The sequence below is a fragment of the Pseudomonas sp. C11 genome, assembly GCF_034683865.1.
Lineage (GTDB): Bacteria > Pseudomonadota > Gammaproteobacteria > Pseudomonadales > Pseudomonadaceae > Aquipseudomonas.
In genome coordinates, this window is sequence record NZ_JAWIIP010000002.1 from 632,733 (window position 1) to 659,042 (window position 26,310).

Sequence of the window (26,310 nt, forward strand, 5' to 3'; positions counted from 1 at the left end):
TGGACGCCTGCATTGATCCAGGTCTAATCTAATCCATCACTTGATTGATACCCGGATTGAATCAATGTTCGACCTCACCCAACTGCGCTGCTTCACCACTCTCGCTGCAGAGTTGAATTTCCGCCGCGCCGCCGAACGTCTGAACATGACCCAGCCACCGCTGAGCCGGCAGATCCAGTTACTCGAACACCAACTGGGCGTGACGCTGCTCACCCGCAGCACCCGTTCGGTCGCGTTGACGGCGGCCGGGCGCGCCTTCTTCGTCGAAGCCCAGGCCCTGCTCGATCAGGCGCATCGCGCCGCACAAAGCGCCCGCCTGGCTGCCATCGGAGAAAGCGGTTCGTTGAATATCAGCTTCGTCGCCAGCGCGGTGTACGACGTGCTGCCAAGTGCGATCACCACCGCCAAGCGCGAACGCCCCGGCGTCGATATCGCCCTGCAGGAAATGAGCACCTTCGAGCAGGTGCAGGCATTGCGCGCCCGGCGCGTCGACCTGGCCATCGTGCGGGCACCGTTGCAGCAGCCCGGCCTGGTCAGCGAATGCCTGCTGCGCGAGCCCTTCGTGCTGGCAGCCCCGGCCGAGCATCCCCTGGCGCAGCACGAACGGCCGACCCTGGAAATGCTCCATAGCCAGCCCTTCATTCTCTATGCGCATACGGCCTGGCAGCCGTTCAACGAACTGCATACCGGCCTGTTTCGCGCCAGCGGCATCCAACCGGAGTTCGTTCAGTCGCTGGGCTCGACCCTGACCATCCTGTCGCTGGTCAACGCCGGCATGGGACTGGCGCTGGTGCCGCGTAGCGCCAGCGCCATTCGCTTCGAGCAGGTGCGCTTCCGCGATATCGCGCTGCCGCAAGGTGTGTGCGGCGAGCTGCATCTGGTCTGGCGCGACGACAACGACAACCCCGCATTGCCAGCGGTGATCGATGCCGTGCGCCAGGCCGCTCGCGAAATTTATCCGCCTAGCTGACCACTCAGGCGCGCTTGCCAACCTCGGCCTGCTGCACCGTCCAGGCGGCGACCTGCTCGCTCAGGCTCAGGCCCAGGCCCGGACGGGTCGGCACCAGCATGCGCCCGTCACGAATTTCCAGGCGCTCGTTGAACAGCGGCTCCAGCCATTCGAAATGCTCGACCCAGGGCTCACGCGTATGGCTGGCGGCCAGGTGCACATGCAGCTCCATGGCGAAGTGCGGTGCCAGGGTCATGCCCGCCTGCTCGGCCAGGGTCTGCACACGCAGGTACGGGGTGATACCGCCGACGCGCGGCGCATCGGGCATGAGGAAATCGGCGCCGCGCTGGCGGATGAATTCCCAGTGCTCGGCCGGGCTGGTGAGCATCTCGCCGGTGGCAATCGGCGTATCGAACTGGCGCACCAGCTCGGCATGGCCTTCGGCGTCATAGCAATCCAGCGGTTCCTCGATCCAGATCAGATCGAAGGGTTCCAGCCGACGGCACATCCGCCGCGCAGTCGGACGATCCCATTGCTGGTTGGCATCGACCATCAGCGGGAAGCTCTCGCCCAGGTGTTCGCGCACCGTGCTGACACGATGGATATCCAGCGCCCAGTCGGGCTGGCCGACCTTGAGCTTGATACCGCCGATGCCCTTCTCGCGCGAGATATCGGTGTTCTTCAACAACTGATCTAGCGGCGTATGCAGAAAACCACCCGAGGTGTTGTAGCAACGCACCGAATCGCGGTGACTGCCGAGCAGACGCGCCAGCGACAGACCGCTGCGACGCGCCTTGAGATCCCACAGCGCGACGTCGAAGGCGCCGATGGCCTGAGTCGCCAGGCCGCTACGGCCGACCGAAGCGCCGGCCCAGCACAACTTGTCCCACAGTTTGGCGATATCGCTGGGGTTCTCGCCGATCAGGTTCGGCGCCACCTCCAGGGCATGGGCGAACTGCCCAGGGCCACCAGCGCGCTTGGAATAGCTGAAACCCAGACCGCGATGACCGTCACGGGTCTCGATCTCGGCGATCAGGATGGCGATCTCGGTCATCGGCTTCTGCCGTCCGGTCAGCACCTTGGCGTCGCTGATCGGGTTGGCCAACGGCAGCGCCACCGAGCGCAGGCTCAGCCAAACGATGCGGTCGTCATCGGCACAGACAGGGTTGGATCGATCATTCATGAAAACTTCCTCGGAATGGACAACCGACGACCCAACGAGGCCGCCGAAAATGAGCAACCCGATTCAGGCTACGATGATTGCGCAATCATTCAAGCAAGGTTGTGAGAGATGAACGATGGCCCACAGCCGCACTTGAACGGCAAACCTGTGCAAGCCACGATCTCGATAACAACTCACCCACTCACCCACTCACCCGCCCGACCAGCTCGAACCCCACATCCAGCCTGAACGGCTGGCGCGCCAAATTCGGCTCGGCGATACGGGCCAACAGGGCTTCTGCGATGGCGTTACCGATGCGCGGACCGTCGATGCGGATGGTGGTCAGCGGTGGATGGCTGTGTGCGGCGCTGGAGAGATCGCCGAAGCCGATGACTGCCAGGTCGTCCGGTACACGCAGGCCACGGCTGGCGGCTTCGGCCAGCACGCCTTGGGCCAGGGTGTCGGAACTGCACACCACCACATCACCGGCCCGCCCGTCCTTTAGCAACCTGGCACAACCTTCACGGCCGACCGCGAGGGTCGCCGGAGCCGGTAGTATCTGTGCGCCGAGCAGTTCGACGCCCTGTGCAGTCAAGGCCTGCGCCAAACTGCGGTAGCGACGCAGACCGCGCGGGTCGTCGAGGGTGACCACCGACATACGCCGATAGCCCTTGCCGACTAAATAATCTGCCACGGCCTGGCCCACCGCTTCGTGAGAAAAACCAATCTGCATGTCCAGCGGTTTTGCTGACAGATCCCACGCCTCGACCACGGGAATGCCGACCCGCGCCAGGCGCTCGCGGCTGGTCTGGGTGTGCTCCGTGCCGGTGAGCACGATGCCGTCTGGCCGGCGACCGAGCACGGTTTCGAGCAGCGCCTCTTCCTGCTCCGGGCTGTAACCGGTCAGCCCCAGCAGGGTCTGGTAACCGGCGGCTGCCAGGCGATCCGTCAGCGCCTGCACCGTATCGGCAAAGATCGAGTTGGCGATGGTCGGCAGAAATACCGCTACCAGCCGGCTGCGGCTGGAAGCCAACGCCCCTGCCGCCAGGTTGGGTACATAGCCTGTCGTCCGCACGGCCTCCAGCACCCGCTTGCGCGTCGTCGCCGTCACCACCTCGGGGCGCCCCAGGGCGCGCGACACGGTAATGGGAGACACACCCGCCACCTTGGCCACGTCGATCAGTGTGGGGGCGCTACCAGGACGTCCAGCTGAAGATCGCCTGCTCATCGGTCACTCCTTGGGCATTCAGGTGAGAGACCTTGTGTCTAACGCCTGAGGAAGATAGTTGTCATACAACATTGGTCGAATAGGCCCTATTGATGCAAGCTACCGTTTCGGTATGGCTCAAGCGGCGGCCCAATACTTATCGAAAAACATCAAGATGCCTGAGATAGAGCCGCCGGATTGACTGTAAAAAGCTGCAGAATGGCGCTTTCCCGATGCTCGGCGGCGTATCCAGAGCTGGATGAAAAGTCCTGATTCAGTGCTGGTTTCACGTTGACATCCCCTGGGGCAGATGTTGATAATCACTCCAAGTCATACGACAACGTATGACAACCCAATAACAACAAGCAATCTAGAGTTCAGGCCCCGCCATGACGACCACCTCCAGCGAACTGCGCCCTTTCAATCGCCTGCTGCTGACCGGCGCCGCCGGCGGCCTGGGCAAGGTACTGCGCGAACGCCTGCGCCCCTATGCCAGCATCCTGCGTCTGTCCGATATCGGTGAGATGGCGCCCGCCGCCGGCCCGCATGAAGAGATCGTGCGCTGCGACCTGGCCGACAAGAACGCTGTGCATCAACTGGTCGAGGGCGTCGACGCCATCATTCACTTCGGCGGCGTCTCGGTCGAGCGCCCCTTCGAGGAAATCCTCGGCGCCAATATCTGCGGCGTGTTCCATATCTACGAAGCGGCGCGCGGCCATGGCGTGAAGCGCGTGGTGTTCGCCAGCTCCAACCACGTCATCGGCTTCTACAAGCAGGACGAGAAGCTCGACGCGCATTCGGCGCGTCGTCCGGACGGCTATTACGGCCTCTCCAAGTCCTACGGCGAAGACATGGCCAGCTTCTATTTCGACCGCTACGGCATCGAGACCGTCAGCATCCGTATCGGCTCCTCGTTCCCCGAGCCGGCCAACCGCCGAATGATGAGCACCTGGCTGAGCTACGACGACCTGACCCAATTGATCGAACGCAGCCTCTACACCCCAGAGGTCGGCCATACCGTGGTCTATGGCATGTCCGATAACCGTGATGTGTGGTGGGACAACCAGTTCGCCGCGCATCTGGGCTTCGAGGCCAAGGACAGCTCAGAGGTATTCCGCGCCAAGGTCGAAGCGCAGCCGATGCCGGCAGCCGATGATCCGGCGCGTATCTACCAGGGCGGCGCCTTCGTTGCAGCGGGGCCTTTCGGCGACGACTGAAGCGCTCCCGACACCGCCGCCACGTCATAACAACAAACAGAGTGACGAACCCGCATGTCAGCCGAACTGATCTTCGACGCCCGCAACGCCACCGGTGAAAGCCCGGTCTGGCATGCCGCCGAACAAGCGCTCTACTGGGCCGATATACCCGCCGGGCGCCTGTATCGCTGGCAGTTGGCCGATGGCCAAACGCAAAGCTGGCAAGCCGAAGAGATGCTCGCCTGCCTTGCCATTCATCCGGCTGGCGGCTGGCTCGCCGGCATGCAGAGTGGTCTGTTCCATCTGCGCCCTCAGGACGATGGCAGCCTGCAATCCGAGCGCCTGGCACAGGTTGCACATGCTCGCCCGCAGATGCGCTTCAATGACGGGCGTTGCGACCGTCAGGGCCGCTTCTGGGCCGGCACCATGCTGCTGGACATGGCCGCCGGCGCACGCGTCGGTACGCTGTATCGCTACGACGGCCAATTGCAGCAGGTACTCGATGACCTGATCGTGCCCAACGGCCTGGCCTTCAGCCCCGACGGTCGCACCATGTACCTGTCCGATTCGCACCCCTCGGTGCAGGCGGTGTGGGCCTTCGATTACGACATCGACAGCGGCACCCCGCACAACCGCCGCCTGTTCATCGACATGAACCTGCATCCCGGTCGCCCGGATGGCGCGGCCATGGATGTCGACGGCTGCTACTGGATCTGCGGTAACGACGCCGGCCTGATCCACCGTTTCACCCCGGATGGCCGCCTCGACCGCTCACTCGCCGTGCCGGTGAAGAAACCGGCCATGTGCGCCTTCGGTGGCGCCAACCTGGACACCCTGTTCGTCACCTCGATCCGCCCGGGCGGCGACCTCACCGACCAGCCGCTGGCAGGCGGCGTGTTCGCCCTCGACCCAGGCGTACGCGGCATCGAGGAGCCCTCCTACCAGCCCTGAATCCGATCCACCCCGGGCCGCAACAGCGGTACCGGCTAGCCATGCTGTTCACCAACAACAACAAGATGGAGCTTTCCGCATGAACCTCAAACGCAAGCTGCTTCTCGCCACACTTCCGCTGGCGCTCGGCCTGTCCTCCTTCGCTCAGGCCGAGATGACGCTGAAGATCGCCGAGATCCACCCGGCGGGTTACCCAACCGTGGTCGCCATGGAACACCTGGGCAAGAAGCTTGAAGAAGCCACCAATGGCGAACTCAAGTCGCGCATGTTCTCGGGCGGTGTACTGGGTTCCGAGAAGGAAGTGATCGAGCAGACCCAGATTGGCGCCGTGCAACTGACCCGCGTCAGCCTCGGCTCGGTGGGCCCGGTCGTCCCCACCACCAACGTCTTCAACATGCCCTTCGTGTTCCGCGACGTTGACCACATGCGCAAGGTAGTCGATGGCGAAATCGGCCAGGAAATCCTCGACGCCATCACCGACTCGGACTTCAACATGGTCGGCCTGGCCTGGATGGAAGCCGGTAGCCGCAGCCTGTACACCAAGAAGCCGGTGCGCAAGATCGAAGACCTCAAGGGCATGAAGATCCGCGTGATCGGCAACCCGCTGTTCATCGATACTCTGAACGCCATGGGTGCCAACGGCATCGCCATGGACACCGGTGAAATCTTCAGCGCCCTGCAAAGCGGTGTGATCGACGGCGCCGAGAACAACTCGCCGACCCTGCTCGAGCACAACCACTTCCGCGTGGCCAAGTACTACACCCAGACGCACCACCTGATCCTCCCCGAGCCGCTGCTGATGTCCAAGACCACCTGGAACAAGCTCACTCCCGAGCAGCAGGCCCTGGTCAAGAAGCTGGCCAAGGAAGCCCAGCAGGAAGAGCGTGAACTGTGGACGGCCAAGGAGAAGGCCAGCGACGAGAAGCTCAAGGCCGAAGGCGTCGAATACATCGAAGTCGATACCAAGCCCTTCTACGACGCGACAGCCCCGGTACGTGCCAAGTACGGCGCGCAGTTCGCTGATCTGATCAAGCGCATCGAAGCGGTCAAGTAACTCCCTCCTCCTGAAGAACGTCGCGGCGCCGAAAGGCGCCGCCTCTGGTGAAGTCTCATGAAAAACCTGGTACTGGGCGTCAACGACGTCATCTACCGGGCCTGCATCGCAGTTGCCGGGATGGCGATCACGATCATGGCCCTGATCATCCCCTGGGGTGTATTCAGTCGCTACGTGCTTGGCCAGGGCCTGGGCTGGCCCGAGCCGATCGCCATTCTGCTGATGGTGCTGTTCACCTTCGTCGGCGCCGCTGCCAGCTATCGCGCTGGCGCGCACATGGCCGTGCAGGTGTTGAGTGACCGCATGCCTGAAACGCTACAACCGCTGCTGACCCTGTTCGTGCGCCTGGCAATGGGCGCGATCAGCCTGTTCATGGTGATCTGGGGCTACAAGCTCTGCGTGGCGACCTGGAACCAGTACCTCAGCACGCTGACCTGGATGCGCGTCGGCATCAGCTACGCCCCCATTCCGCTGGGCGGCTTCATCACCCTGCTGTTCGTCATCGAGCAGTTGCTGTATGGCGACCAACACCAGCGTCGTGTCGTCGATTACGAAAACTGCGCCGACTCCAAGGAGGCCGTGTAATGGACGCCTTGATCCTGCTGGGCAGCTTCATTGCCCTGATCCTCCTCCGTGTGCCGGTGGCCTATGCCCTGGGCATCTCCGCCCTGATCGGCGCCTGGTGGATCGATATTCCGTTGCATGCCGTGATGATCCAGATCGTCGGCGGCGTGAACAAATTCTCCCTGCTGGCCATTCCGTTCTTCGTCCTGGCCGGCGCAATCATGGCCGAGGGCGGCATGGCGCGGCGCCTGGTGGCCTTCGCCGGGGTGCTGGTGGGCTTCGTTCGCGGCGGCCTGTCACTGGTCAACATCACCGCCTCGACCTTCTTCGGCGCCATCTCCGGCTCGTCGCTGGCCGATACCGCCTCGGTCGGTTCGGTGCTGATCCCGGAAATGGAAAAGCAAGGCTACCCGCGCGAGTTCTCCACCGCCGTCACCGTCTCCGGCTCGGTACAGGCGCTGCTCACCCCGCCCAGCCACAACTCGGTGATCTACTCGCTGGCCGCTGGCGGCACGGTATCCATCGCCGCGCTGTTCGTCGCCGGCATCGGCCCAGGCCTGTTGCTCAGTTTCACCATGGCCGCGCTGTGCCTGATGTTCGCCAGGAAGCGCAACTACCCCAAGGGTGAAGTGATTCCGCTGCGCCAGGCGCTGAAGATCTGCGCCGAGGCCCTGTGGGGCCTGATGACCATGGGCATCATCCTCGGCGGCATCCTCAGTGGCGTGTTCACCGCCACCGAATCGGCAGCCGTGGCGGTGGTCTGGGCGTTCTTCGTCACCATGTTCATCTACCGCGACTACAAGTGGAGTGAACTGCCGAAGATGCTCCATCGCACCGTGCGTACGCTGTCGATCGTGATGATCCTCATCGCCTTCGCCGCCGCGTTCGGCTACATCATGACCCTGATGCAGATTCCGTCGAAGATCACCACAGCCTTCCTGACCTTCTCGGACAATCGCTACGTGATCCTGATGTGCGTGAACTTCATGCTGCTGGTACTCGGCACCCTGATGGACATGGCACCGCTGATCCTGATCCTCACGCCGATCCTGCTGCCGGTGGTCACCTCCTTCGGTGTCGACCCGGTACACTTCGGCATGATCATGCTGGTCAACCTGGGTATCGGGCTGATCACCCCACCAGTCGGTGCGGTACTGTTCGTCGGCGCCGCCGTCGGCAAGGTCAGCATCGAGAGCACCGTGAAAGCGCTGCTGCCGTTCTACGTCGCGCTGTTCGCCGTACTGATGGCGGTCACCTACATTCCGGCCATCTCGCTGTGGCTGCCGAGCGTCGTGCTCTAACCACTCCGGGCAACCCAACCGAACGCCGCCCAATCGGGCGGCGTTTTACTTTGGGCCATGACAAACAGGATTTTCGTCATGCACAGCTCCACCCTCTTCCCTCGCCATATCGCCGTGCTGATTCTGGCGCTCATCGCCTGCTCCTTCGCCGGCAACCATATCGCCGCGCGTATCGCCTTCGACCATGACACCGGCCTGCTGCTGGCCATGCTGTGCCGGGCCGGCGTCACCCTGGTGGCCTTGCTGGCCCTGGTGTTCTGGCGCCGCGAATCACTGCGCCTGGGTGCACGCACCTGGGGCTGGCAGTTGCTGCTGGGGCTGCTGATCGCGATCCAGAGCTTCTGCATCTACTCGGCTGTGGCGAGAATTCCGGTGGCCCTGGCGCTGTTGGTGGTGAACCTCTCACCCATCCTTCTGGCCCTGCTGACCTGGGCGCTGGGCGGCGCAGCGCCGACCCGCCAGGCGGTGGGCATCATGGGGCTGATCCTGTTCGGTCTGGTGCTGGTACTGGATGTGCCGGGACGCCTGTTCGGCAGCGATGCCACCGATGGTCAGTGGCTGGCCGGCATCCTCTTCAGCCTGACGGCTGCCGCGGTCTTCGCGGTGGCCCTGTGGATCACCGAGAACCGCCTGTCCAAGCTGGCTGGCTCGGTGCGCAGCATGCTTACCTTGAGCGTGGTACTCGTCGCCTCCAGCGCATTGGGGGTCAGCGGTCTGCTCCCTGGTGGTCTGAGCCTGCCCAGTGCCATGCCTGGCTGGGTGGCGCTGGCCTGCCTGGTGGTGCTGTATGGCGCGGCTTTCTCGACCCTGTTCATCTGCATGCCACGGCTGAACATCGCCCACAACGCCCCCGTGATGAACATGGAGCCTGTGGCCGGTATGGTGTTCGGCTGGCTGATTCTCGGCCAGGTGCTCGGCGCCCTGCAGGTGCTGGGCGGACTGATCGTGGTCGGCGGGGTGATCCTGCTGGCCTACAAGCGCTGACGGCCGATCATGCAGACCGGCCAGCTGGGTTCGTCAACCGTGCAGCGCTTCAGCCTCGGCGGCTTCATGCGCCTGGCGCAGGCGCTCGCGGCTGTTGGTCAGGTGCAGGCGCATCGCGGCACGCGCCGCCTCGGCGTCCTGACGGGCGATGGCCTCGAAGATCTGCTCGTGTTCACGCTCCAGGCGCGCCATGTAGTGCGCCTGATCATCATGCGCCAGACGGGCGGAATTGACCCGGGTGCGCGGGATGATGCTGGTGCCCAGATGGCTGAGGATATCGGTGAAGTAGCGATTGCCGGTCGCCTCGGCGATGCGCAGGTGGAAATGAAAATCCGAGGACACCGCGTCGCTGGAGCTGGCCGTGCTTTCGTTGATGGCGTCCAGCGCCTCACGAATCGCCTGCAGTTGCACATCGCTGCGGCGCTGCGCCGCCATACCGGCGGACTCCACCTCGAGGCTGATACGCAGCTCGAGAATGGCCAACACGTCACGCAGGGTAACGATGGTCGCCGGGTCGATACGGAAACCACTGGCGCTGGGTGTGTCGAGCACGAATGTGCCGATGCCGTGACGGGTCTCCACCAAGCCGGCCGCCTGCAACCGCGACAACGCCTCACGCACCACCGTACGGCTGACGCCCTGCTCTTCCATGATCGCCGACTCGGTCGGCAGCTTGTCGCCGCGCTTGATCACGCCATCACGAATGCGCTGCGACAGCTCGGCAACCAGTTCCTGGGCCAGGCTACGGTGCTTGCGACGGGCCCTGGGTTGGGCGGGAGTGTTGTCCATATCGGCGGCGATTCTCGGTTAACGGTCAAACGGCAATCATAGCCCAGCGGTTGTACGATGACACTATCAATTAACGCACATGCGGTATCCAGCCATGTCGACGCCAGTCCTTACCTTGCAAGATAGCCTGACTCGCCTGACCGTGGCGCCGGAAATCGGCGCCAGCCTGGTCAACTGGGTGCGTCTGAGCGATGACTTGCCACTGCTACGCCCATCAGACGACGAAGCACTAGCCAGCGCCAACCCAAGAAAATTGGCCTGCTATCCCCTTGTGCCCTGGTCAAACCGTATTGGCGGCGGCGGCTTCGATTGCCCGAATGGTTGGCTCACCTTGCGGGCCAATACCAGCCACGAGCCTCTGCCCATTCACGGCAGTGCCTGGCAACAACCTTGGCAGGTCATCCACCAGAGCGAACAAGCGGCGACGCTGGAACTGCACAGCCAAGTGCCCTTCCCATACCACGCACGCTTCGATATTGCCCTGCACGAAGGGCAACTGAGCCTGGCTCTGTACGTCACCCACCAGGGCGAACAGCCGACCTGGTATGGCCTGGGCCTGCACCCCTATCTGCCGCGCACGCCAGCCACTCGCCTGCAAGCCTCAGCGCGATCGGTGTGGCTATGTGATGACGACAAACTCTCTCGTGAACACATCACCATTCCGGCCGACTGGGACTTCAATGAACAGCGCGCGCTGCCACAAGAGCTGGTGGACAACGCCTTCACCGACTGGAACGGCCAGGCCTGCATCATCCAGCCGGATCATGGTTACCAGTTGCAGTGCAACACTACGGATACCAACGTCTATCTGTTGTTCTGCCCAACCGAGCAGAACTTCTTCTGCTTCGAACCAGTCAGCCACCCGGTCAACGCCCACCACTTGCCGGGTCGACCAGGCCTCGTTCTGCTACACCGCGATCAAACCACACACTTGCGTTACAGCCTGCACTATCGACCACTACCAGCCTCTTGATACTGGACAGCCTTGGGCATTTCGCGATAATGCCGGGGTGCGCTGCGAGTCACTTATCCAAAAGCCGTTACATAATCAAATGTAACGAAACGGAAAAGACGGACTCCAACGATACTGACAGGTCATAAAAACCAGACTGGTACGACCTACCCCAACGAATGGCCGCCACAGTGAAGCACGATGCCTCACGCGCCGTTCGAATCATGAGAAACCACAGGAAAGCCAAGTGACGAAAGACGAACTGCGCGCCGAACTCGAGCGCCAGGCGCAGCGTTACAAGGATGTTTACGGCGGAGAAGTCATTACCTACGCCGCCCAGCCGGATCCCGACCGCAAGCCCTGGCGCAAACGCCCCAGCCTGCTCGACCAAGCCTTCGACAAAGAACTCGAAAAGATCGAAAAGGAACGCCAGGAAAAACAGGACGCCGCCAACGAAGCGGCGAGCTGAAAAGTGTGCTTGGCGGAGGGATTCGCCAAGTAGTCGAAAAACTATCTGAATAAAACTACACGTTAAATAGCTCTAGCCTTAGAAGCCGAATTTCCGCACGTGATAAGACAAAGGCGGATGTGTTTTTTTCCATTGTTCGAAAAAAGCCACCCCTTCTTTCTTTTCATCTACAGATAATGAATTTTCAAACTCCTCGGTCAAAAGGCTATCTGTTTTTTCTTTCCCCAAAGCATCGCGTCTAAATAAAAGCAGGCCATAAGCGCTTGTTTTTTTTGGCACATACCCAAGAGCCACGTATTCGTCAAGCAAATGCTGATGAATTAACTCCAATCTTAAAACACAGTCGTAATGGCTTGTCAGCAAGCACTTATCCAACCAAACCCTAGATTGACTATAGTCTTTTTCTTCAGAAAGAATTGTTGAGAGCAATGCCATTGCATGTGGATTACCGCCTTCGGCAGATTTTTCCAAATGATATCTAATATCCTTAGGCAATAACGCGTGGCCACTCCCATTATTCATAGAATCACTAAGTACTAGCTTAGCAAGAAAATATCCTGCTTCAGCATTTCCTTTGCTAGAGGCCTTAACCAGCCACTCTCTACTACCGGTCATATAGTACATTGCCTGCATTGCTAATCCATTACCCGCCTTAGCTTGCGACGATGCTATTTTATGCGCCTGCCCTTCCCAATATTTACTATCTTTTCCACATTCGCCATTAGCACATAAATCATCATTTTGAGACAATCGCAACATCGCAAAAATATCACCTTGCTCAGCTGCCGCGACATACCAACCAGCAGACTCCTCAGTCATATATCTGTTTGCAAGCCTTAAGGATTCCGCAAGATAGTACTGCGCTTCTTTATTGCCAGACTTTGCAGCCACCCTAAGTGGCTGTTGAGAGCTTATCCAATCATTTTGATTATAAAGAACCAATCCCTTAACCAAATCACTGTCGCTACCACATGCTATCTGCGCAGAAAAACAAAACACCAAAATCAATAATATATTTCTAGCCACAGGAGAATCCCTTTTCATTAAAGAGAGAAATACATAGATAGCTTGCGCACAACCACTCTATATTCCATTTGCGCCAAACGCACACTATCACTTCGAGTGGAGTGCCCCATAAATCTATCTAAGACGGCTAAATTTTTCCTGGCAACTTTCAGCTTATCGTCGCCATGGCTACCATCGATACTCATTCTTTCCAATGCCTTCTGAAACAAAATCTGAGCTGGATTTCTATCCACATCACTGTATGGCTTACCGAGCGAGTTATTTGCAACCCATTTCAAGCAACTAGATACAGCAATAATTTGCATATCTCTCGCCTCTTCTAAAGTATAACCATCTTTACTGCCTTCGACATGAAAGCCTTGCGGAGTACTGGTTAGCGTATAAAGTAGCGGCCCTAAAGCTTCAGGCGGCATACCCAAGAACCATCGTGCCATTGCTTCTTGTCGAATATCATTAGCAATTGTATACGCAAGAAATCCAGCTCGCTTACTGGGTTTACCTGTAACTTCATCAATTAACGAATCTACTTTGGTCGCAAGCAAAGCGCCAAACTCAGCCATACTCCCCAGTGTAACGCACCCAAAAAGTGTAACTTTACTAAGATAGGTAAATGCATTCTCATCGATCCAGTGGATTCGACGAAAATTATTTTTCATAAGGATTCGACGATAGAGCATAAGGATACTGTCAAGGGCTGCTCCATTGACCTCAAAGCTAAATGCTCCTTTAGCGCCGGGCCCGAAGAATACTGCAGCTTTGATGCAGAGCATGAGCCTGCCTCTATCCGTCATCAAATTAAAATCGAATTCAATTCCGACACCAGCTCCGATAGACGCATCAAGTTTAGCACCCAAAAGAGTAATCCAGTTTATCTCACTGGACAGGCCAGGATTAAGAATGGCTGCGTCTTTCGGTGGCTTCCAATTAACTCCACCTTGTATTGTGCAGCCCACTTCGGCACCGGCATAAAGCCTAAGTTTCCCTAGCAACCCATTACGCTCGGCAAAATCAATTCCGCTTATGCTTGGCAGGCCTTTTTCGTCGACTTTCAGTGCAATTTCGCGGGCCATCATTAAGCTCACCCCCGCAAACCCCCAAGCAACTACACTATAGTTAAGATAAAAACTTCCCATCGACTGAGAGGCTTCTTTTCCATCACCATCAATAAATCGTAGCTCGACAGGAACCGCTTCGCTCTTTGGAGGGAGTTCGATCTTAACCAGATCTACTTCAGCCCGCGCAAGGTTGACTGTCATCCCCAACTCTGCGCTTGCGAGTCTCCTCTCTTTCATCACTTTGGGGTCTGAGTCAATCCCGCTCGCATCTGCGCTGCCTGATACATCTAACGTATCAAGTCGCGTACTTAACACATCCAATTCGGCAACAGGTATTACACTAGGAGAATTATAGCGAACGAGGCTATTTACACTATCTGCACTACTCCCTATACCAAGCATTCTGACGAACTGCGCTTGATAAGATGTATCAAAAAGAATGAGCTGCTGCCGTGCACTGTCCTCAAAGACCATCTGCGTAAGATGCTGGCCCCATTGCTCGGCATAAGCATCCAAGCCTTGGATCTCATGTCCAGCGTCGTTTAGCTTGGAAAAAAATTCTCCAGGAAGAAAAACGCCGTTCTTGTCGAACCACTTGGAATCTTGCTCCTCAATTGAAATAGCACCATTACGCTCCAGAAACTGCGTCAGTATCATATCTGGATCTGCTTTATGCAGAGAGGCATATCGAGCTGTTCGGGCATGATCCTTCTTAAGCCTTGAAGCCAACTCAACGTCACACTTTTCAGCTAGATCATAGAGACTGATATGTACTAGTGGCTTTTTACTAGAGGCAAGGCTTAACTCGCGGAGAGGAATGTCGTCATTGCATACGCTATCTTGTTCGCGCATAACATAATTATTCGTATCCCATAGAAGCCGTCGACTAGGCCGAATACTTAGCATATTTCTCTGAGCACGACCAAAGAGGCGATCAGCTTCTTTTTGTAGAGGAGCAAGCATGGCTCGCTCCTCTTCTAGCAGCTCAGCTGGTGGTGGTGAAAATCCCCCAGTTGCCTTGACAAATTTTTCGTATCGTTCCTCGGCCCGACTGATCAGGGTCTGTTTCTGCTGCATGAGCTCCATGTATGCTTGGTAGTCTTTCAGACCGCTAGCCATATTATCGGCTATACTAAGAGCAAATTCAGGCGTAGCAATACCCAAGTTAGCCAGCCTAATAATTGGCTCAATGTACCCTCCAAGGCGGTACTCTAACAAGTAGTTATAATACTCTCGATAGTCGTTCAGGGCGCGGCAATTCAACTTACCCGCGTCACAAGAAAGAATGATCTTTTTATAAGCATCGAGCACATTCCAAATCGGCTCATACTGACTAGAAAGGCGATTATACTCCTCAAAGGAGTAACTTCTAACCTTAGCCATAAAGGAGTTATATTCCTCCAGAGCCGTTCTGATGGCAACTTCACGAGCCCCATAGATTTTTTTATTCTCTATATGAAACCCTAGCGACCTTGCTACGGCATATCCTTTACTTCTTAATTTCTGCCTATTAACGGTCAATGCTCTGAGATGCATCCGCCTAGATCGGACTTTAGTCTCAATTTCTTGCTGTGCAGCTCGATACTCCTGCAAATATGGCTTCTGCGCTTCCACGCCTCGCTTCGACAGCAATTTCTTTTCCGCTTCTTCAAACCGCTTAAGAACCAATGGCTCGTCAGCCTCCAGTTCCGCACGAACCTGGCGGATATCTTCCTCTAGACCGTCATATACTCCCTGGTCGTCTGGATTTAGGAATACATATGCATCCACAGGTATGAATGGCTCATGCAGCCCATGTCTTGCCAATGCATTATTCCGGGTGTCTTTGTCCGCTTGGGATAGCGAGTCCGCAAGTTCTTCATGGCATTCAACAAGCAAGTCCCTGAGTCGCTCAGGCAACAACCAAAACCGACGCTGCCCAGTAATGTATGCAATATCAGAAAATATCGTTTTCGCACAAGCTCTTGATTCATGATCGGCAAACGAAGCCTGATCAGGCTGCGAAGCATGAATTGACGACGGAAGAACTATTGGCTTTTTCAGACATTCGAACTGGGACATACCTGTCATATTATTTCTCCAAAGACTTTATCTTTTGCGCAGCACTCAGATTGCTTCGTAAAACCATCATTGCCTCGCCATCTTCAGCCAAGTTTTGATCAGACAGTAAAGGCAGTACTTGACGCAAATGACGAGATTCGTGAATACCGCAACTAACCAGAAGCTGCAGATTATCGATAGAAATTTGTAATATGTCAGGATTTAGCTGATAGCGAAGTAGCTTTGAGTTCTGGATAAGCCAAAAATACCAACGAACCCTCTTATGCTGCAGCAGAGTTTCATTGCCAACCGCCAAGAAATCAGCTTCATTCAAAGCAGCCTGAAACTTTACATTTTTATAGGTGAGCCACGCTACTTTTGGCTCTTCTTCAGACGTAATAAATGGAGCTAAAACCTCACTCCATCCTCCCATCAAACGCTCCGTATTTTTCAGCGTGGTAGCAAGTGCATGCCAAAGTCGAGGATCATAATAGCGGCACAGGCTTTCACCATAGCCATCGCAATACATAGTCAAAAGATACTGGGCTTGTGCAACTGCAGAGTCTTCTGAACACTTAGTAGAAACTGCGATACCTGCCAATGACTCCTGACACATAGTCGCAGCAAGAAGGCCTGCCTCCTGGCAGCCATTCAGCGCGATCCACACGGGGCCAACATCACTTAACCCTGCATAATCAGTACCTACAAACAATCGCCTTGCTGTAACTCTTCCGCTAACTTGATACAGCCTTTCTAAAGCATCCGGTCTAATTACCTGATCAATTATAAAGTAAGAATCAGCCCAGTCATTTTCTGATGTTTTTTTGATCTGCGAATTTTCAGGGAGACTCATTAGCCATAAAGACATGGGCAATCCCCTCTACTACAATTACCGTTCGCCTGCTTACCGCAACGAGGTACGAATGGTTGTGTTTGATGCGAGCTGCGGACAAAGACATTAGGGGCAATTGGCATTGTTAGGTGCCCCGCCTTATCCTGATCCGCCGCCCACGGAATCACCGGCGCCAGTATTTTCAACCCCGAACCACTACCCGGCGCCCCGCCCGTGTTCATCTTGATCGTCGCGCCGCTGATGGTTACGCCGCTGGGGTCGAGTTTGACGAAGCTGCCGCCGCCAGCTGCGGTGAGTTCCATTCCCGCGTCGATGACGACTTTGCTGCCAGCGTTGTAATGAATTTCGTTGCCCGCTTCGATGAATAGGCCGGTACCGATCTTGTTGTGCTGGGTGGTGGCGACGGTGAGGTGGTCGTTGGCGCGTACTTCCACCTTGCGGTCGAGGTCGGTGGTGCGGTGTTCTTCGGCCTTGAGTTCGGTGTAGGTGTTGGCCTCGACCGTGTCGTGGCGCTCGTTGCCGATGCGGATCTTCTGGTCGTGTTCGATGTTTTCGTCCCAGTCGCGCTGGGCGTGGATATAGATCTGCTCGGCGCCCTTGCGGTCTTCGATGCGAAATTCGTTGTAACCGCCACCGCCTGGGCTGCTGAGGGTCTTGAACACGCTGCGGGTCTTGTTCGCCGGCAGGTCGTAGGGCACCACATGTTCGGCGTGGTACAGGCAGCCGGTGACCAGCGGTTGGTCAGGGTCGCCTTCGAGGAAGGTGACCAGCACCTCCATGCCGACGCGAGGAATGGCCACGCCGCCATAGGCTTTGCCCGCCCAGTTGGAGGCCACGCGCAGCCAGCAACTGGTGGTGTCATTGCCCAGGCCATCGCGATCCCAGTGAAATTGCACCTTCACCCGGCCGTACTGGTCGCAGTGGATTTCTTCACCGGCAGGGCCGGTGACCACGGCGGTCTGGCTGCCGAGCACTTTGGGTTTGAGGTGTTCCAGTGCCGGGCGGTAAGGGATGTCCCAGGGCGTGGCGGTGAAACGGTTGCGATAGCCTTGCTGGAAGCCGTCACCCGGTTTGGCGTTGCTGGTGACCGACTCTTCCAGCACCTGCGGCTGCTTGCCTTCGTGGATCACTTCATTGAGCAGCCAGAGGTCGTTCCACTGCTGGCGGGGGTGGCCGGCCAGGGCGAGGAAGTGGCCGCAGATCAGATAGGCGTCGCTGTTGCCTTCGGCCAGTTCGTAGTCACTGCGCAGGCGTTCCAGGCTGCGCTTGGCCAGATGCTTGCCGCGGGTGCGGTCGGTGAAGCGCCCGGGGTAGTCGTAGACCTCCAGCGCCGGCGTGAACTCGCTGCTGTAGTCGGCTGCCATCTGCAGCTTGGGCTGTTCGAAGTCATAGTCGCGCCAACTGGCCTGGCTGCTGCGGGTTTCCAGGCGCACGCCGAAGGCGCGTACCACTTCGTGGTCGGCCGAGAGGCCACTGCCTTGCTGGTAGTTGAGCGGATCGAGCTTGGGGAAAACGCTGGCGTCGTCGCCGAACACCACGACATGACCGTCTTCGCTGTGCTGGAAGTGGAAGCTGATACCCTCCTCTTCGCACAGGCGCTGGATGAAGCGCAGGTCGCTCTCGTCGTATTGGGTGCAGTAGATGCGCTCGGGGTAGACGTAGGGGCCGAACTGCATGCGGTAGTCGGTGCCGTCGAGCAGGCCGTGTTCTTCCAGTACGGCGGCGATGATCTGCGGCGCGGTCAGATTCTGGAAGATGCGCTGGTCGAAGCTGTGGCCGAGATAGGCCAGGGTCGGGCGCAAGTCGATACGGTAGCGGGTCAGGCGCTTGCCGGAGTCGCCCTGCTCGACGCCGTAGATGACGCCGTGCACACCTTTGCCGCTCGGGCCGAAGGCCAGGTACGCGGTCTGGTTGATCAGTTCGTTGAGGTCGAGATCCGCCCGCGGGCTGACCAGCTCGATATCGAACCGATAGGGTTTGTTGAGCATTTCCCGGCCGGTGAACGCGAGCACCTGGAGATCGGTTTCGACGGCGGGGATGGTGAGGGTGATATGCGCCTGATTGGCATCCAGCATGCCGAGGTCTCCATCCATGAGTTGGGCGAAGCCTGAAGGGTGCCGGACGACGCGCGTCGGTTCAATAATGGCATTCCCATACTATGCGCCCGTTCAACAAATGGAGACCGCTTCATTCAGCGCCTTTTGCTGCCTAGCAGCGAGCCCATCAGGCCGCGTACCAGTTGGCGCCCCAACTGATTGGCGGCCTGGCGTACTGCTGATTTGAGAGCCTGCCCGGCGATGCCTCCAAGAAATTCGCCCGCCATCTGGCCCAGACCGGGTTCGTCTGTTGGTTTGCCGGACTTGTCAGAAGCGGCGCTATCGGCCGCCTTGGCCGCCCGCGCATTCAGCAACTCATACGCCGACTCTCGGTCGATCGGCTTGTCGTAGCGCCCGGCCAACGGCGATTGGCGCACCAGCGCACTGCGTTCAGCCTCACTCAGAGGGCCAATGCGCGACTGCGGCGGCGCGATGGCCACGCGCTGCACCATGGCCGGTGTGCCCTTTTCTTCCAGAGTGCCCACCAGGGCCTCGCCGATACCCAGCTCGGTCAGCACGGCGAGGCTGTCGAAGGCAGGATTGGGACGAAAGCCGTCGGCCACGGCGCGCAGCGCCTTCTGTTCCTTGGTGGTGAAGGCGCGCAAGCCGTGCTGGATACGCAGGCCCAACTGCGCCAGCACATCGTCCGGCAGGTCGCTGGGCGACTGGGTGACGAAATACACGCCCACGCCCTTGGAGCGAATCAGCCGCACCACTTGCTCCAGCCGCTCCTGCAAGGCCTTCGGCGTGCCCTGAAAGAGCAGGTGCGCTTCGTCGAAGAACAGAGCCAGCACCGGTTTGTCGGCATCACCACGCTCCGGCAACTGCTCGAAGAGTTCGGCCAGCAGCCAGAGCAGGAAGGTCGCATAGACTTTCGGCGCCTCGTGCACCAGACGGCTGGCATCGAGCAGATGCACACGTCCACGGCCATCACGATCCGGATGTAGCAGGTCTTCGAGCTGCAGCGCCGGCTCGCCGAACAGCGCTTCAGCGCCCTGCTGCTCCAGCCCCGCCAGGCGACGCAAGAGTGCCTGGGCCGATGTCGAGGTGAACAGCGCCGCATCTTCTCCCAACGCCTGCGGGTTGTCCTTGAGGTAACCGAGCAAGGCCTTGAGATCCTTCAGGTCGAGCAGCAACAGCCCCTCACGATCCGCCACCTTGAACGCGGCATAGATCGCCGCCTGCTGGCTGTCGGTGAGTTCGAGCAATGCGCCGAGCAACAATGGCCCCATCTCGCTGAGCGTGGTGCGCAGCGGGTGACCGCTGATGCCATGCACGTCCCACAGCGTCAGCGGGTAGGCCTGCGGCCGATGTTCCAGCCAGGGCATGCTGGCGATGCGTTCAGCCACCTTGCCCTGTGGCATGCCAGCGGCGCCCAGCCCACAGAGATCGCCCTTGACGTCGGCGGCGAACACGGCGACGCCGGCATCGCTGAAGGTTTCGATCAACCGCTGCAGGGTCACGGTCTTGCCGGTGCCGGTCGCACCGGCAATCAGACCATGACGATTGGCCAGGCGCAGTGGCTGACCAACGGGTTGCCCCTGAGCGTCGGCACCGATGATGAACTGGGAACTTGCAGGCATCTTGCCATCCTCTGAGTTAGCGCTTTACTGCAGATATGCCGACACGGACGTCAGACCGGCGAACGATCTTCGCTTGGTCTGGCAGGCTTCCGCAATCCGGCTGTTGCCGGTTTACGGACACCCCCAGCCGTCAACCGGAGGCACGACCATGGCCAAGTCCCTGCGTTTCAGCCATAAGATCCTGATTGCCGCCTCACTGGTGGTGATTGCGGCTTTCTCCCTGTTCACCCTCTACAACGACTACCTGCAACGCAACGCGATACGCGACGACCTGCAGAACTACCTGCGGGAAATGGGCGATGTCACTGCAAACAATATCCAGAACTGGCTGGATGGACGCATTCTGCTGGTCGAGACCGTCGCCCAGGCCTTCGCCGGCGACAGCAGCCCCGATCATGTGATCAAGCTGCTCGAGCAGAAGGCACTGGCCAATACCTTCGCCTTCATCTACCTGGGTACGGCACAAGGTGCCTTCACCATGCGCCCAGACGAGAAGATGCCGGACGGCTACGACCCGCGCGCCCGCCCTTGGTACAAGGACGCCCAAGCAGCCGGTGGCACGACACTGACCGAACCCTATATCGATGCAGCCACCAACGTGCCGATCATGACCATCGCCACGCCGGTGCCGGCAGTCGGCGTGGTCGGTGGCGATCTCAATCTGCAGACCCTGGTGAACATCATCAATGCGCTGGATTTCGACGGCATGGGTTATGCCTTTCTGGTGAGCAATGACGGCAAGATCCTGGTGCATCCGGACAAGAACCTGGTGATGAAGAGCCTCGCGGATCTCTACCCCCGCGACACACCGCCGATCAGCAGCAACTTCAGCGAAGTGGAGCAGGATGGCCAGACGCGCATCCTCACCTTCGCCCCGATCAAGGGCCTGCCCTCGGTACAGTGGTACGTCGGTCTGTCGATCGACAAGAACAAGGCCTACAGCATGCTCAGCGAATTTCGCACCTCGGCCATCATCGCCATGAGCATTGCCGTGGTGCTGATCATCGCCTTGCTCGGACTGCTGATCCGCGTGCTGATGCAGCCGCTGACAGCCATGGGCAAGGCCATGGAAGACATCGCCCAGGGCGAAGGCGACCTGACCAAACGGCTGGCGATCCAGAGCCAGGATGAGTTCGGCGCGCTGGCCAATTCCTTCAACCGCTTCGTCGAACGCATTCACGCCTCCATCCGCGAAGTGGCCTCGACCACCGGCCAGCTGAACGAAGTCGCCAAGCGCGTGGTGAGCGCCTCCAACTCATCCATGCTCAATTCCGACGAGCAAGCCAGCCGTACCAACAGCGTGGCGGCGGCAATCAATCAGCTCGGCGCGGCCGCCCAGGAGATTGCCCGCAATGCGGCTGATGCCTCGGCGCAGGCCTCCGATGCCCGGCATGAGGCCGAGGATGGTGGCCACGTGGTGCAACAGGCCATTGCCTCGATGAGTGAGCTGTCGCAAAAGATCAGCGATGCCTGCGCAAAGATCGAACAGCTCAACAGCAAAACAGTGGATATCGGCCAGATACTCGAAGTGATCAAGAGCATTTCCCAGCAGACCAACCTGCTTGCCCTCAACGCGGCTATCGAAGCTGCGCGCGCGGGCGAAGCCGGCCGCGGTTTTGCCGTGGTCGCCGACGAGGTACGTAGTCTGGCGCACCGCACCCAGGAGTCGGCTCAGGAAATCGAGAAGATGATCGAGGAGTTGCAGGTCGGCTCACGCGAGTCGGTCAGCACCATGACCGAGAGCCAGCGCTACAGCGAAAACAGCGTGCAGATCGCCAATCAGGCCGGCGAGCGGCTAGGTACAGTGACCGCGCGCATCGGCGAGATCGACGGCATGAACCAGTCCGTGGCAACAGCGACTGAGGAGCAGACCTCGGTGATCGAGTCGCTGAATATGGACATCACCGAGATCAACACGCTCAACCAGGAGGGCGTGGAAAACCTGCAAGCGACGCTGCGAGCCTGTGGCGATCTGGAGCATCAGGCCGAACGCCTAAAGCACCTGGTCGACAGCTTCCGCATCTGAAACCACGAAGGGCATGTGAGTGCCCTTCAGGATTCCTTCCTGTCATCAGCATCGACAGCCTGCTCATCCTGCAGCTGTCGCCAGAGTTCGGCGGCCTGCGGAAAGTCGGTGCCGTCTTCTTCGCTCAAGGCCTCCGGGTCGTAGCGCCGCACACAGCCCTCGCCCAGGGTCGGCGGCGCCTTGGAGGTCGCCTTGTCCAATGGATCGTTCATGCGCCAGCCTCCTCTCAGTTGGATAGCAATCGTCCCGGATCATGCTGGGCGAACTCCTTCACCGCGCGCAACACGTCATGACGACTGACCTGCCCGACCAGACGACCATCCTCGATCACCGGCAGACGGCCACGCCGCCCGCTGAGAAAGCGCTGGGACAGCTCGATGACATCGGTATCCGGGCTGATCGCCTCGACATCGGTGGTCATGTAGGTGCTGACGCAACCACCCGTCGCCTCGTAATAGGCGCCGGAGAGAATACCGCGCAGGCAATCACCCTCCGACAGCATGCCGATCAGGTGGCCCTGGGAATCCACCACTGGAGCACCGGAAATACGGTGCTCCAGCAGGCGGTTGATGGCGGTGAACAGATCAGTATCCGACCTGAAGGTCACCAGGTGGCGCGTCATGTAGTCGCGCACCTTGATGGATTTGAGCATGGGGCGGCCTCCTCCACGATGAATGGGCTCGGCCACCGACAACAGGATCAGTCGAATACCACCGTCTTGTTGTCGTGCACCAGAACCCGGTCTTCCAAGTGATAGCGTAGCCCACGGGCCAGCACCATCTTCTCCACGTCCTTGCCGAGGCGCACCATCTCTTCGATATCGTCACGATGGGTCACGCGCACCACGTCCTGCTCGATGATCGGGCCGGCATCCAGCTCTTCGGTGACATAGTGCGAGGTGGCGCCGATCAGCTTCACGCCACGCAGCGAGGCCTGGTGATAGGGCTTGGCGCCCACGAAAGACGGCAGGAAGCTGTGGTGAATGTTGATCACCCGCTGCGAATACTCGGCGCACAGCGCCGGCGGCAGAATCTGCATGTAGCGCGCCAGGACGATGACGTCGGCCTGATGCTCCTTGACCAGACGCTCCACCTCGGCGAAAGCCGGTGCCTTGTCCTTCGGGTCGACCGGTACATGGAAGTACGGAATGCCGTGCCACTCGACCATGCTGCGCAGATCGTCGTGGTTGGCGATCACGCAAGGGATCTCGCAATCCAGCTCATTGCTGTGCCAACGATGCAGCAGGTCGGCCAGGCAATGCGATTCACGGCTGGCCATCAGCACCACGCGCTTCTTCTGCGCCGAATCGGTGATGCGCCACGCCATGGAAAACTCACGAGCGATGGGAGCGAAGGCCTGCTTGAAGCCATCCAGATCGAACGGCAACGAATCAGCGCGAATTTCGTGACGCATGAAGAACCAGCCAGTCTGGGTATCGGAGTGATGGCTAGCCTCCGTGATCCAACCGTTGTAGGTGGCCAGGAAGTTACTGACTTTGGCAACGATACCGACACGGTCCGGGCAGGAAATGACCAATCTGAATGTACGCATGAAGTATTGACCCTGGGTAACAGCGCAAAAGTGCGCCATTCTAGGGGCTCGCGGAAAAACCGTCGAGCGACGCCCATCCCGACAGCGATGAGTTGCAATCAGGGCAGCACCGGCATCGATGATCGGGAACGCCAATTATTTCAGCTCCACACAACTACGGTTTCATCCGTGTTGCCCAGACCCGGTTTCGAGCTAATAGCATCAGTGCAAACGGTTTAATGCCACACCGACACTTCGATTAATGCCGCGAAACTGCCAGCCGCGCCATCACCCCGGCACCCCGCCATAGCCTGTGATTCCCACGCGCTAAAGGACAGCGCTGGCACCCTGCGGAACTTTCCACATCCGCAATACTCGACCAATTATTACCAGGCTGACCGATACAATCAGTTGCAGTGCAGCAGAGAAAGTTTTGTGGCCCGCTGTTTACTTGTTATTAACGCCTGACTACTATTACCCCACTGTCCGCTGTACACACCCGATATCAAGGTAAATTCCATGTCGCTGATCAACGAATACCGCGCTACCGAAGAAGCCATCAAGGAACTGCAAGAGCGCCTGAAAAACCTGTCGCAAGACGACAAGCTGAAAAAAGAACTGGAATTCGAAGGCAAGCTGCGCACCCTGATGGGTGAATACCAGAAGTCGCTGCGCGACATCATTGCCCTGCTCGACCCGGAAGCCAAAGTCGGCAAGGCTCCGCGCGCAGCCAAGCCTGTCGCCAAGCGTGCCCGCAAGGTCAAGCAGTACAAGAACCCGAACACCGGCGAAGTCATCGAGACCAAAGGCGGCAACCACAAAACGCTGAAAGAGTGGAAAGCCAAGTGGGGCGCTGACACCGTAGAAGGTTGGGCAACCCTGCTGGGTTGATTCAATCGCTTCAGCCAAAACGCCAGCCAAGCTGGCGTTTTTTATTTCCGTATTTTTCTTGCTGAAATTTGGCGCAACGCCAATACGCTGACAGCCATAGAGGCAGATGGCGCAGACCGAACGGTCATCTTTTCGCTCAGTCTTGCCGCCCCTTCTTTGTGCACGCTCGTATCAAAATCGCTTAATCATTCAGGCCGTAACGAAGTTCCAGTACCTGCGCATGACTCAGCCATTGCGCAAGAAGTTGCACCTGCGCTGGTGAACATTCGCTTCGTAACTTTTCCAGTGCCTCCCTGAACTGTGCCAGGGTATTGGGCGCGCCCCATTCAGGCTGGCTAAGGCGCTGCCGACAAAAGTCGAACCAGCGCTGCTGCTCATCGGCCGACAGACTGCCTGGAAAGTTACGCGCACGATAGCGGAACAACAATTCGGGCAAGCGTGGGTCATCGAACGGGAATTGCCCGCTGCCTAAATCAACGGGCTCTGCGCGCCTGACCTGTTCGCATAAACGGCGGTCACGATCACCAATGAATCCGTCGTACAACTGCTGCTCGGGATCGGCACTTCCCGCGAATTCTTCTTCCTTGTAGATAACGGACAACTTGTCCTGCCAGGCGCCTGGGTTATCACGCAAAAGCGCAGCATGCTGCTCGCATTGCTGCAAATCCAATCCCAGGCGCAGACGATCCTGCTCACGCAGAACGGAGAGGGGCGCGACCACCGGGCAGCGGTTGATGTGCAGCAACTTCAGCGGCACGGGCATCTCGCCTTCAGCCAACTGGTCACGGCGGGTATACAGGCGGCTACGCAGGGTGTCGGCGTCCAGATCGAACAGCGGCGATGGATCGGCCTGCAGATCGATGACGATCAGTGCATTGCGGTTACGCGGATGCCAGGCCAGCGGCAGGACAGGCGCGAGGTAATGGCGCGCCGCCGAGAAGCGTCCGGAGATATGCAGAACCGGTTGCAACAGGCGAATCTGGTCGAGCACGCGCTGCTTGCTGCGCAACTGGTAGAGGAAGTCATAGAGCCGTGGCTGGCGCTCACGCAGCAGCCGCGCCAAGCCGATGGTGGCGCGCACATCGGAAAGCGCATCGTGCGCCTGTCCATGGTCGATGCCGTTGGCCTGGGTCAGCCTTTCCAGCTTCAACGTTACGCGCCCATCTTCCTGCGGCCATTCGACGCCTTCCGGGCGTAACGCATAGGCGGTACGCACCAGATCGATCAGATCCCAGCGGCTGTTGCCACCCTGCCACTCACGTGCATAGGGATCGAAGAAATTGCGGTAGAAGCTGTAACGCGTGACCTCGTCATCGAAGCGCAAGGTGTTGTAACCGGCACCACAGGTACCCGGTAGCGACAGTTCAGCGTGCACCCGGGTGATGAACGCGCCTTCATCGAGCCCTAGCTGAGCCAAACGCTGTGGCTCGATGCCGGTTACCAGGCAGGCAGCCGGATGCGGCAGGATATCGTCACTCAGGCGGCAATAGAGATTCAGCGGCTCAGCGATCTCGTTGAGCGCCTCGTCGGTGCGGATACCGGCCACCTGGATCGGGCGGTCACAGCGCGGGTTGATACCGGTGGTTTCGTAGTCGTACCAGAAGATGCTTTGACTCAAAACGGATTCCTTTG

General features: G+C 58.7%; 23 protein-coding genes and 1 pseudogene. 12 read left to right on the forward strand and 12 right to left on the reverse strand.

The annotated features are described in order from the left end of the window. The first annotated feature begins 64 nt into the window (after nt 1-64). Nucleotides 65-970 (forward strand): LysR family transcriptional regulator, encoded by a 906-nt coding sequence (locus tag VC352_RS05915; RefSeq protein WP_322978649.1) that lies wholly within the window; start codon nt 65-67, stop codon nt 968-970. Nucleotides 971-974: 4 nt separating this feature from the next. Here VC352_RS05915 and VC352_RS05920 read toward each other — a convergent pair whose 3' ends face one another. After that, entirely contained in the window at nt 975-2,132 is a 1,158-nt protein-coding gene (locus VC352_RS05920) for an L-talarate/galactarate dehydratase (protein WP_322978650.1), read from the reverse strand. Between the two features lie 181 nt (nt 2,133-2,313). Further along, nucleotides 2,314-3,339 carry a LacI family DNA-binding transcriptional regulator gene (locus VC352_RS05925; RefSeq protein WP_322978651.1) on the reverse strand — a complete coding sequence of 342 codons (1,026 nt, stop codon included), beginning with the start codon at nt 3,337-3,339 and terminating at the stop codon, nt 2,314-2,316. A gap of 368 nt (nt 3,340-3,707) precedes the next feature. Here VC352_RS05925 and VC352_RS05930 point away from each other — a divergent pair, with 368 nt between their 5' ends. The 6 genes from VC352_RS05930 (at nt 3,708) to VC352_RS05955 (ending at nt 9,368) form a co-directional block, all read left to right on the forward strand. Next, nucleotides 3,708-4,535 (forward strand): NAD(P)-dependent oxidoreductase, encoded by an 828-nt coding sequence (locus VC352_RS05930; protein ID WP_322978652.1) that lies wholly within the window; start codon nt 3,708-3,710, stop codon nt 4,533-4,535. A 54-nt stretch (nt 4,536-4,589) separates the two neighbouring features. Next, entirely contained in the window at nt 4,590-5,465 is an 876-nt protein-coding gene (locus VC352_RS05935; protein ID WP_322978653.1) for a glucurono-1,5-lactonase, read from the forward strand. A 79-nt stretch (nt 5,466-5,544) separates the two neighbouring features. Continuing rightward, nucleotides 5,545-6,519, forward strand: coding sequence for a TRAP transporter substrate-binding protein (locus tag VC352_RS05940; RefSeq protein ID WP_322978654.1), 975 nt, complete (start codon nt 5,545-5,547; stop codon nt 6,517-6,519). Between the two features lie 57 nt (nt 6,520-6,576). Next, nucleotides 6,577-7,104, forward strand: coding sequence for a TRAP transporter small permease (locus tag VC352_RS05945; protein WP_322978655.1), 528 nt, complete (start codon nt 6,577-6,579; stop codon nt 7,102-7,104). Continuing rightward, complete coding sequence (locus VC352_RS05950) at nt 7,104-8,384, forward strand: TRAP transporter large permease (protein ID WP_322978656.1); 1,281 nt, start codon at nt 7,104-7,106, stop codon at nt 8,382-8,384. The genes VC352_RS05945 and VC352_RS05950 overlap by 1 nt, the downstream gene beginning before the upstream one ends. A gap of 78 nt (nt 8,385-8,462) precedes the next feature. Next, on the forward strand, nt 8,463-9,368 hold the full coding sequence (locus tag VC352_RS05955) for a DMT family transporter (protein ID WP_322978657.1): 906 nt from the start codon (nt 8,463-8,465) through the stop codon (nt 9,366-9,368). 33 nt (nt 9,369-9,401) lie between these two features. Here VC352_RS05955 and VC352_RS05960 read toward each other — a convergent pair whose 3' ends face one another. Then, nucleotides 9,402-10,157 (reverse strand): FadR/GntR family transcriptional regulator, encoded by a 756-nt coding sequence (locus VC352_RS05960; RefSeq protein WP_322978658.1) that lies wholly within the window; start codon nt 10,155-10,157, stop codon nt 9,402-9,404. A 94-nt stretch (nt 10,158-10,251) separates the two neighbouring features. Here VC352_RS05960 and VC352_RS05965 point away from each other — a divergent pair, with 94 nt between their 5' ends. Continuing rightward, complete coding sequence (locus VC352_RS05965) at nt 10,252-11,130, forward strand: aldose 1-epimerase (protein WP_322978659.1); 879 nt, start codon at nt 10,252-10,254, stop codon at nt 11,128-11,130. A gap of 226 nt (nt 11,131-11,356) precedes the next feature. Further along, nucleotides 11,357-11,578 carry a hypothetical protein gene (locus tag VC352_RS05970; RefSeq protein WP_322978660.1) on the forward strand — a complete coding sequence of 74 codons (222 nt, stop codon included), beginning with the start codon at nt 11,357-11,359 and terminating at the stop codon, nt 11,576-11,578. Between the two features lie 78 nt (nt 11,579-11,656). Here the strand turns inward: VC352_RS05970 and VC352_RS05975 are convergent, their stop codons facing one another. The 5 genes from VC352_RS05975 to VC352_RS05995 form a co-directional block, all read right to left on the reverse strand. Beyond that, the gene (locus tag VC352_RS05975) at nt 11,657-12,604 is read right to left on the reverse strand and encodes a hypothetical protein (protein WP_322978661.1); all 948 of its coding nucleotides are present in this window, start codon (nt 12,602-12,604) and stop codon (nt 11,657-11,659) included. Between the two features lie 17 nt (nt 12,605-12,621). After that, nucleotides 12,622-15,729: a hypothetical protein gene (locus VC352_RS05980; protein ID WP_322978662.1), complete on the reverse strand. Its 3,108-nt coding sequence runs from the start codon at nt 15,727-15,729 to the stop codon at nt 12,622-12,624. Nucleotide 15,730: 1 nt separating this feature from the next. Next, the gene (locus VC352_RS05985; RefSeq protein WP_322978663.1) at nt 15,731-16,567 is read right to left on the reverse strand and encodes a DUF4123 domain-containing protein; all 837 of its coding nucleotides are present in this window, start codon (nt 16,565-16,567) and stop codon (nt 15,731-15,733) included. Then, the gene (locus tag VC352_RS05990; protein ID WP_322978664.1) at nt 16,552-18,627 is read right to left on the reverse strand and encodes a type VI secretion system tip protein VgrG; all 2,076 of its coding nucleotides are present in this window, start codon (nt 18,625-18,627) and stop codon (nt 16,552-16,554) included. Before VC352_RS05990 ends, VC352_RS05985 begins: the two co-directional genes overlap by 16 nt. 116 nt (nt 18,628-18,743) lie before the next feature. Further along, nucleotides 18,744-20,231 carry a helicase HerA-like domain-containing protein gene (locus VC352_RS05995; RefSeq protein WP_322978665.1) on the reverse strand — a complete coding sequence of 496 codons (1,488 nt, stop codon included), beginning with the start codon at nt 20,229-20,231 and terminating at the stop codon, nt 18,744-18,746. 148 nt (nt 20,232-20,379) lie between these two features. Between VC352_RS05995 and VC352_RS25330 the strand changes: the two are divergent. Next, a pseudogene (locus VC352_RS25330) lies at nt 20,380-21,402 on the forward strand (cache domain-containing protein); the annotation flags it as partial. Between the two features lie 90 nt (nt 21,403-21,492). Continuing rightward, the gene (locus VC352_RS25335; RefSeq protein WP_416340100.1) at nt 21,493-22,257 is read left to right on the forward strand and encodes a methyl-accepting chemotaxis protein; all 765 of its coding nucleotides are present in this window, start codon (nt 21,493-21,495) and stop codon (nt 22,255-22,257) included. 26 nt (nt 22,258-22,283) lie between these two features. Here VC352_RS25335 and VC352_RS06005 read toward each other — a convergent pair whose 3' ends face one another. The 3 genes from VC352_RS06005 to purU are packed head-to-tail and all read right to left on the reverse strand — an operon-like array spanning nt 22,284 to nt 23,808. Further along, nucleotides 22,284-22,469 carry a hypothetical protein gene (locus VC352_RS06005; protein WP_322978667.1) on the reverse strand — a complete coding sequence of 62 codons (186 nt, stop codon included), beginning with the start codon at nt 22,467-22,469 and terminating at the stop codon, nt 22,284-22,286. A 14-nt stretch (nt 22,470-22,483) separates the two neighbouring features. Next, nucleotides 22,484-22,909 carry a CBS domain-containing protein gene (locus tag VC352_RS06010; RefSeq protein ID WP_322978668.1) on the reverse strand — a complete coding sequence of 142 codons (426 nt, stop codon included), beginning with the start codon at nt 22,907-22,909 and terminating at the stop codon, nt 22,484-22,486. A gap of 47 nt (nt 22,910-22,956) precedes the next feature. Further along, nucleotides 22,957-23,808, reverse strand: coding sequence for a formyltetrahydrofolate deformylase (purU, locus tag VC352_RS06015; protein ID WP_322978669.1), 852 nt, complete (start codon nt 23,806-23,808; stop codon nt 22,957-22,959). A gap of 498 nt (nt 23,809-24,306) precedes the next feature. Here purU and mvaT point away from each other — a divergent pair, with 498 nt between their 5' ends. Further along, nucleotides 24,307-24,678 (forward strand): histone-like nucleoid-structuring protein MvaT, encoded by a 372-nt coding sequence (gene mvaT, locus VC352_RS06020; RefSeq protein ID WP_322978670.1) that lies wholly within the window; start codon nt 24,307-24,309, stop codon nt 24,676-24,678. A gap of 181 nt (nt 24,679-24,859) precedes the next feature. Here the strand turns inward: mvaT and sbcB are convergent, their stop codons facing one another. Continuing rightward, the gene (gene sbcB / locus VC352_RS06025; RefSeq protein WP_322978671.1) at nt 24,860-26,296 is read right to left on the reverse strand and encodes an exodeoxyribonuclease I; all 1,437 of its coding nucleotides are present in this window, start codon (nt 26,294-26,296) and stop codon (nt 24,860-24,862) included. Nucleotides 26,297-26,310: the final 14 nt, after the last annotated feature.

Excerpts from the sequence above, each read along its gene's own strand:
- VC352_RS05945 (WP_322978655.1), top strand. The coding sequence starts at position 6,577 with ATGAAAAACCTGGTACTGGGCGTCAACGACGTCATCTACCGGGCCTGC.
- VC352_RS05980 (WP_322978662.1), bottom strand. The coding sequence starts at position 15,729 with ATGACAGGTATGTCCCAGTTCGAATGTCTGAAAAAGCCAATAGTTCTT.
- VC352_RS05985 (WP_322978663.1), bottom strand. The coding sequence starts at position 16,567 with ATGTCTTTATGGCTAATGAGTCTCCCTGAAAATTCGCAGATCAAAAAA.
- VC352_RS25335 (WP_416340100.1), top strand. The coding sequence starts at position 21,493 with ATGCTCAATTCCGACGAGCAAGCCAGCCGTACCAACAGCGTGGCGGCG.
- VC352_RS05930 (WP_322978652.1), top strand. The coding sequence starts at position 3,708 with ATGACGACCACCTCCAGCGAACTGCGCCCTTTCAATCGCCTGCTGCTG.
- VC352_RS05920 (WP_322978650.1), bottom strand. The coding sequence starts at position 2,132 with ATGAATGATCGATCCAACCCTGTCTGTGCCGATGACGACCGCATCGTT.
- VC352_RS05960 (WP_322978658.1), bottom strand. The coding sequence starts at position 10,157 with ATGGACAACACTCCCGCCCAACCCAGGGCCCGTCGCAAGCACCGTAGC.
- VC352_RS05955 (WP_322978657.1), top strand. The coding sequence starts at position 8,463 with ATGCACAGCTCCACCCTCTTCCCTCGCCATATCGCCGTGCTGATTCTG.
- VC352_RS06010 (WP_322978668.1), bottom strand. The coding sequence starts at position 22,909 with ATGCTCAAATCCATCAAGGTGCGCGACTACATGACGCGCCACCTGGTG.
- mvaT (WP_322978670.1), top strand. The coding sequence starts at position 24,307 with ATGTCGCTGATCAACGAATACCGCGCTACCGAAGAAGCCATCAAGGAA.
- VC352_RS05925 (WP_322978651.1), bottom strand. The coding sequence starts at position 3,339 with ATGAGCAGGCGATCTTCAGCTGGACGTCCTGGTAGCGCCCCCACACTG.
- purU (WP_322978669.1), bottom strand. The coding sequence starts at position 23,808 with ATGCGTACATTCAGATTGGTCATTTCCTGCCCGGACCGTGTCGGTATC.
- VC352_RS05990 (WP_322978664.1), bottom strand. The coding sequence starts at position 18,627 with ATGCTGGATGCCAATCAGGCGCATATCACCCTCACCATCCCCGCCGTC.
- VC352_RS05995 (WP_322978665.1), bottom strand. The coding sequence starts at position 20,231 with ATGCCTGCAAGTTCCCAGTTCATCATCGGTGCCGACGCTCAGGGGCAA.
- VC352_RS05965 (WP_322978659.1), top strand. The coding sequence starts at position 10,252 with ATGTCGACGCCAGTCCTTACCTTGCAAGATAGCCTGACTCGCCTGACC.
- VC352_RS06005 (WP_322978667.1), bottom strand. The coding sequence starts at position 22,469 with ATGAACGATCCATTGGACAAGGCGACCTCCAAGGCGCCGCCGACCCTG.
- VC352_RS05950 (WP_322978656.1), top strand. The coding sequence starts at position 7,104 with ATGGACGCCTTGATCCTGCTGGGCAGCTTCATTGCCCTGATCCTCCTC.
- VC352_RS05935 (WP_322978653.1), top strand. The coding sequence starts at position 4,590 with ATGTCAGCCGAACTGATCTTCGACGCCCGCAACGCCACCGGTGAAAGC.
- VC352_RS05940 (WP_322978654.1), top strand. The coding sequence starts at position 5,545 with ATGAACCTCAAACGCAAGCTGCTTCTCGCCACACTTCCGCTGGCGCTC.
- VC352_RS05915 (WP_322978649.1), top strand. The coding sequence starts at position 65 with ATGTTCGACCTCACCCAACTGCGCTGCTTCACCACTCTCGCTGCAGAG.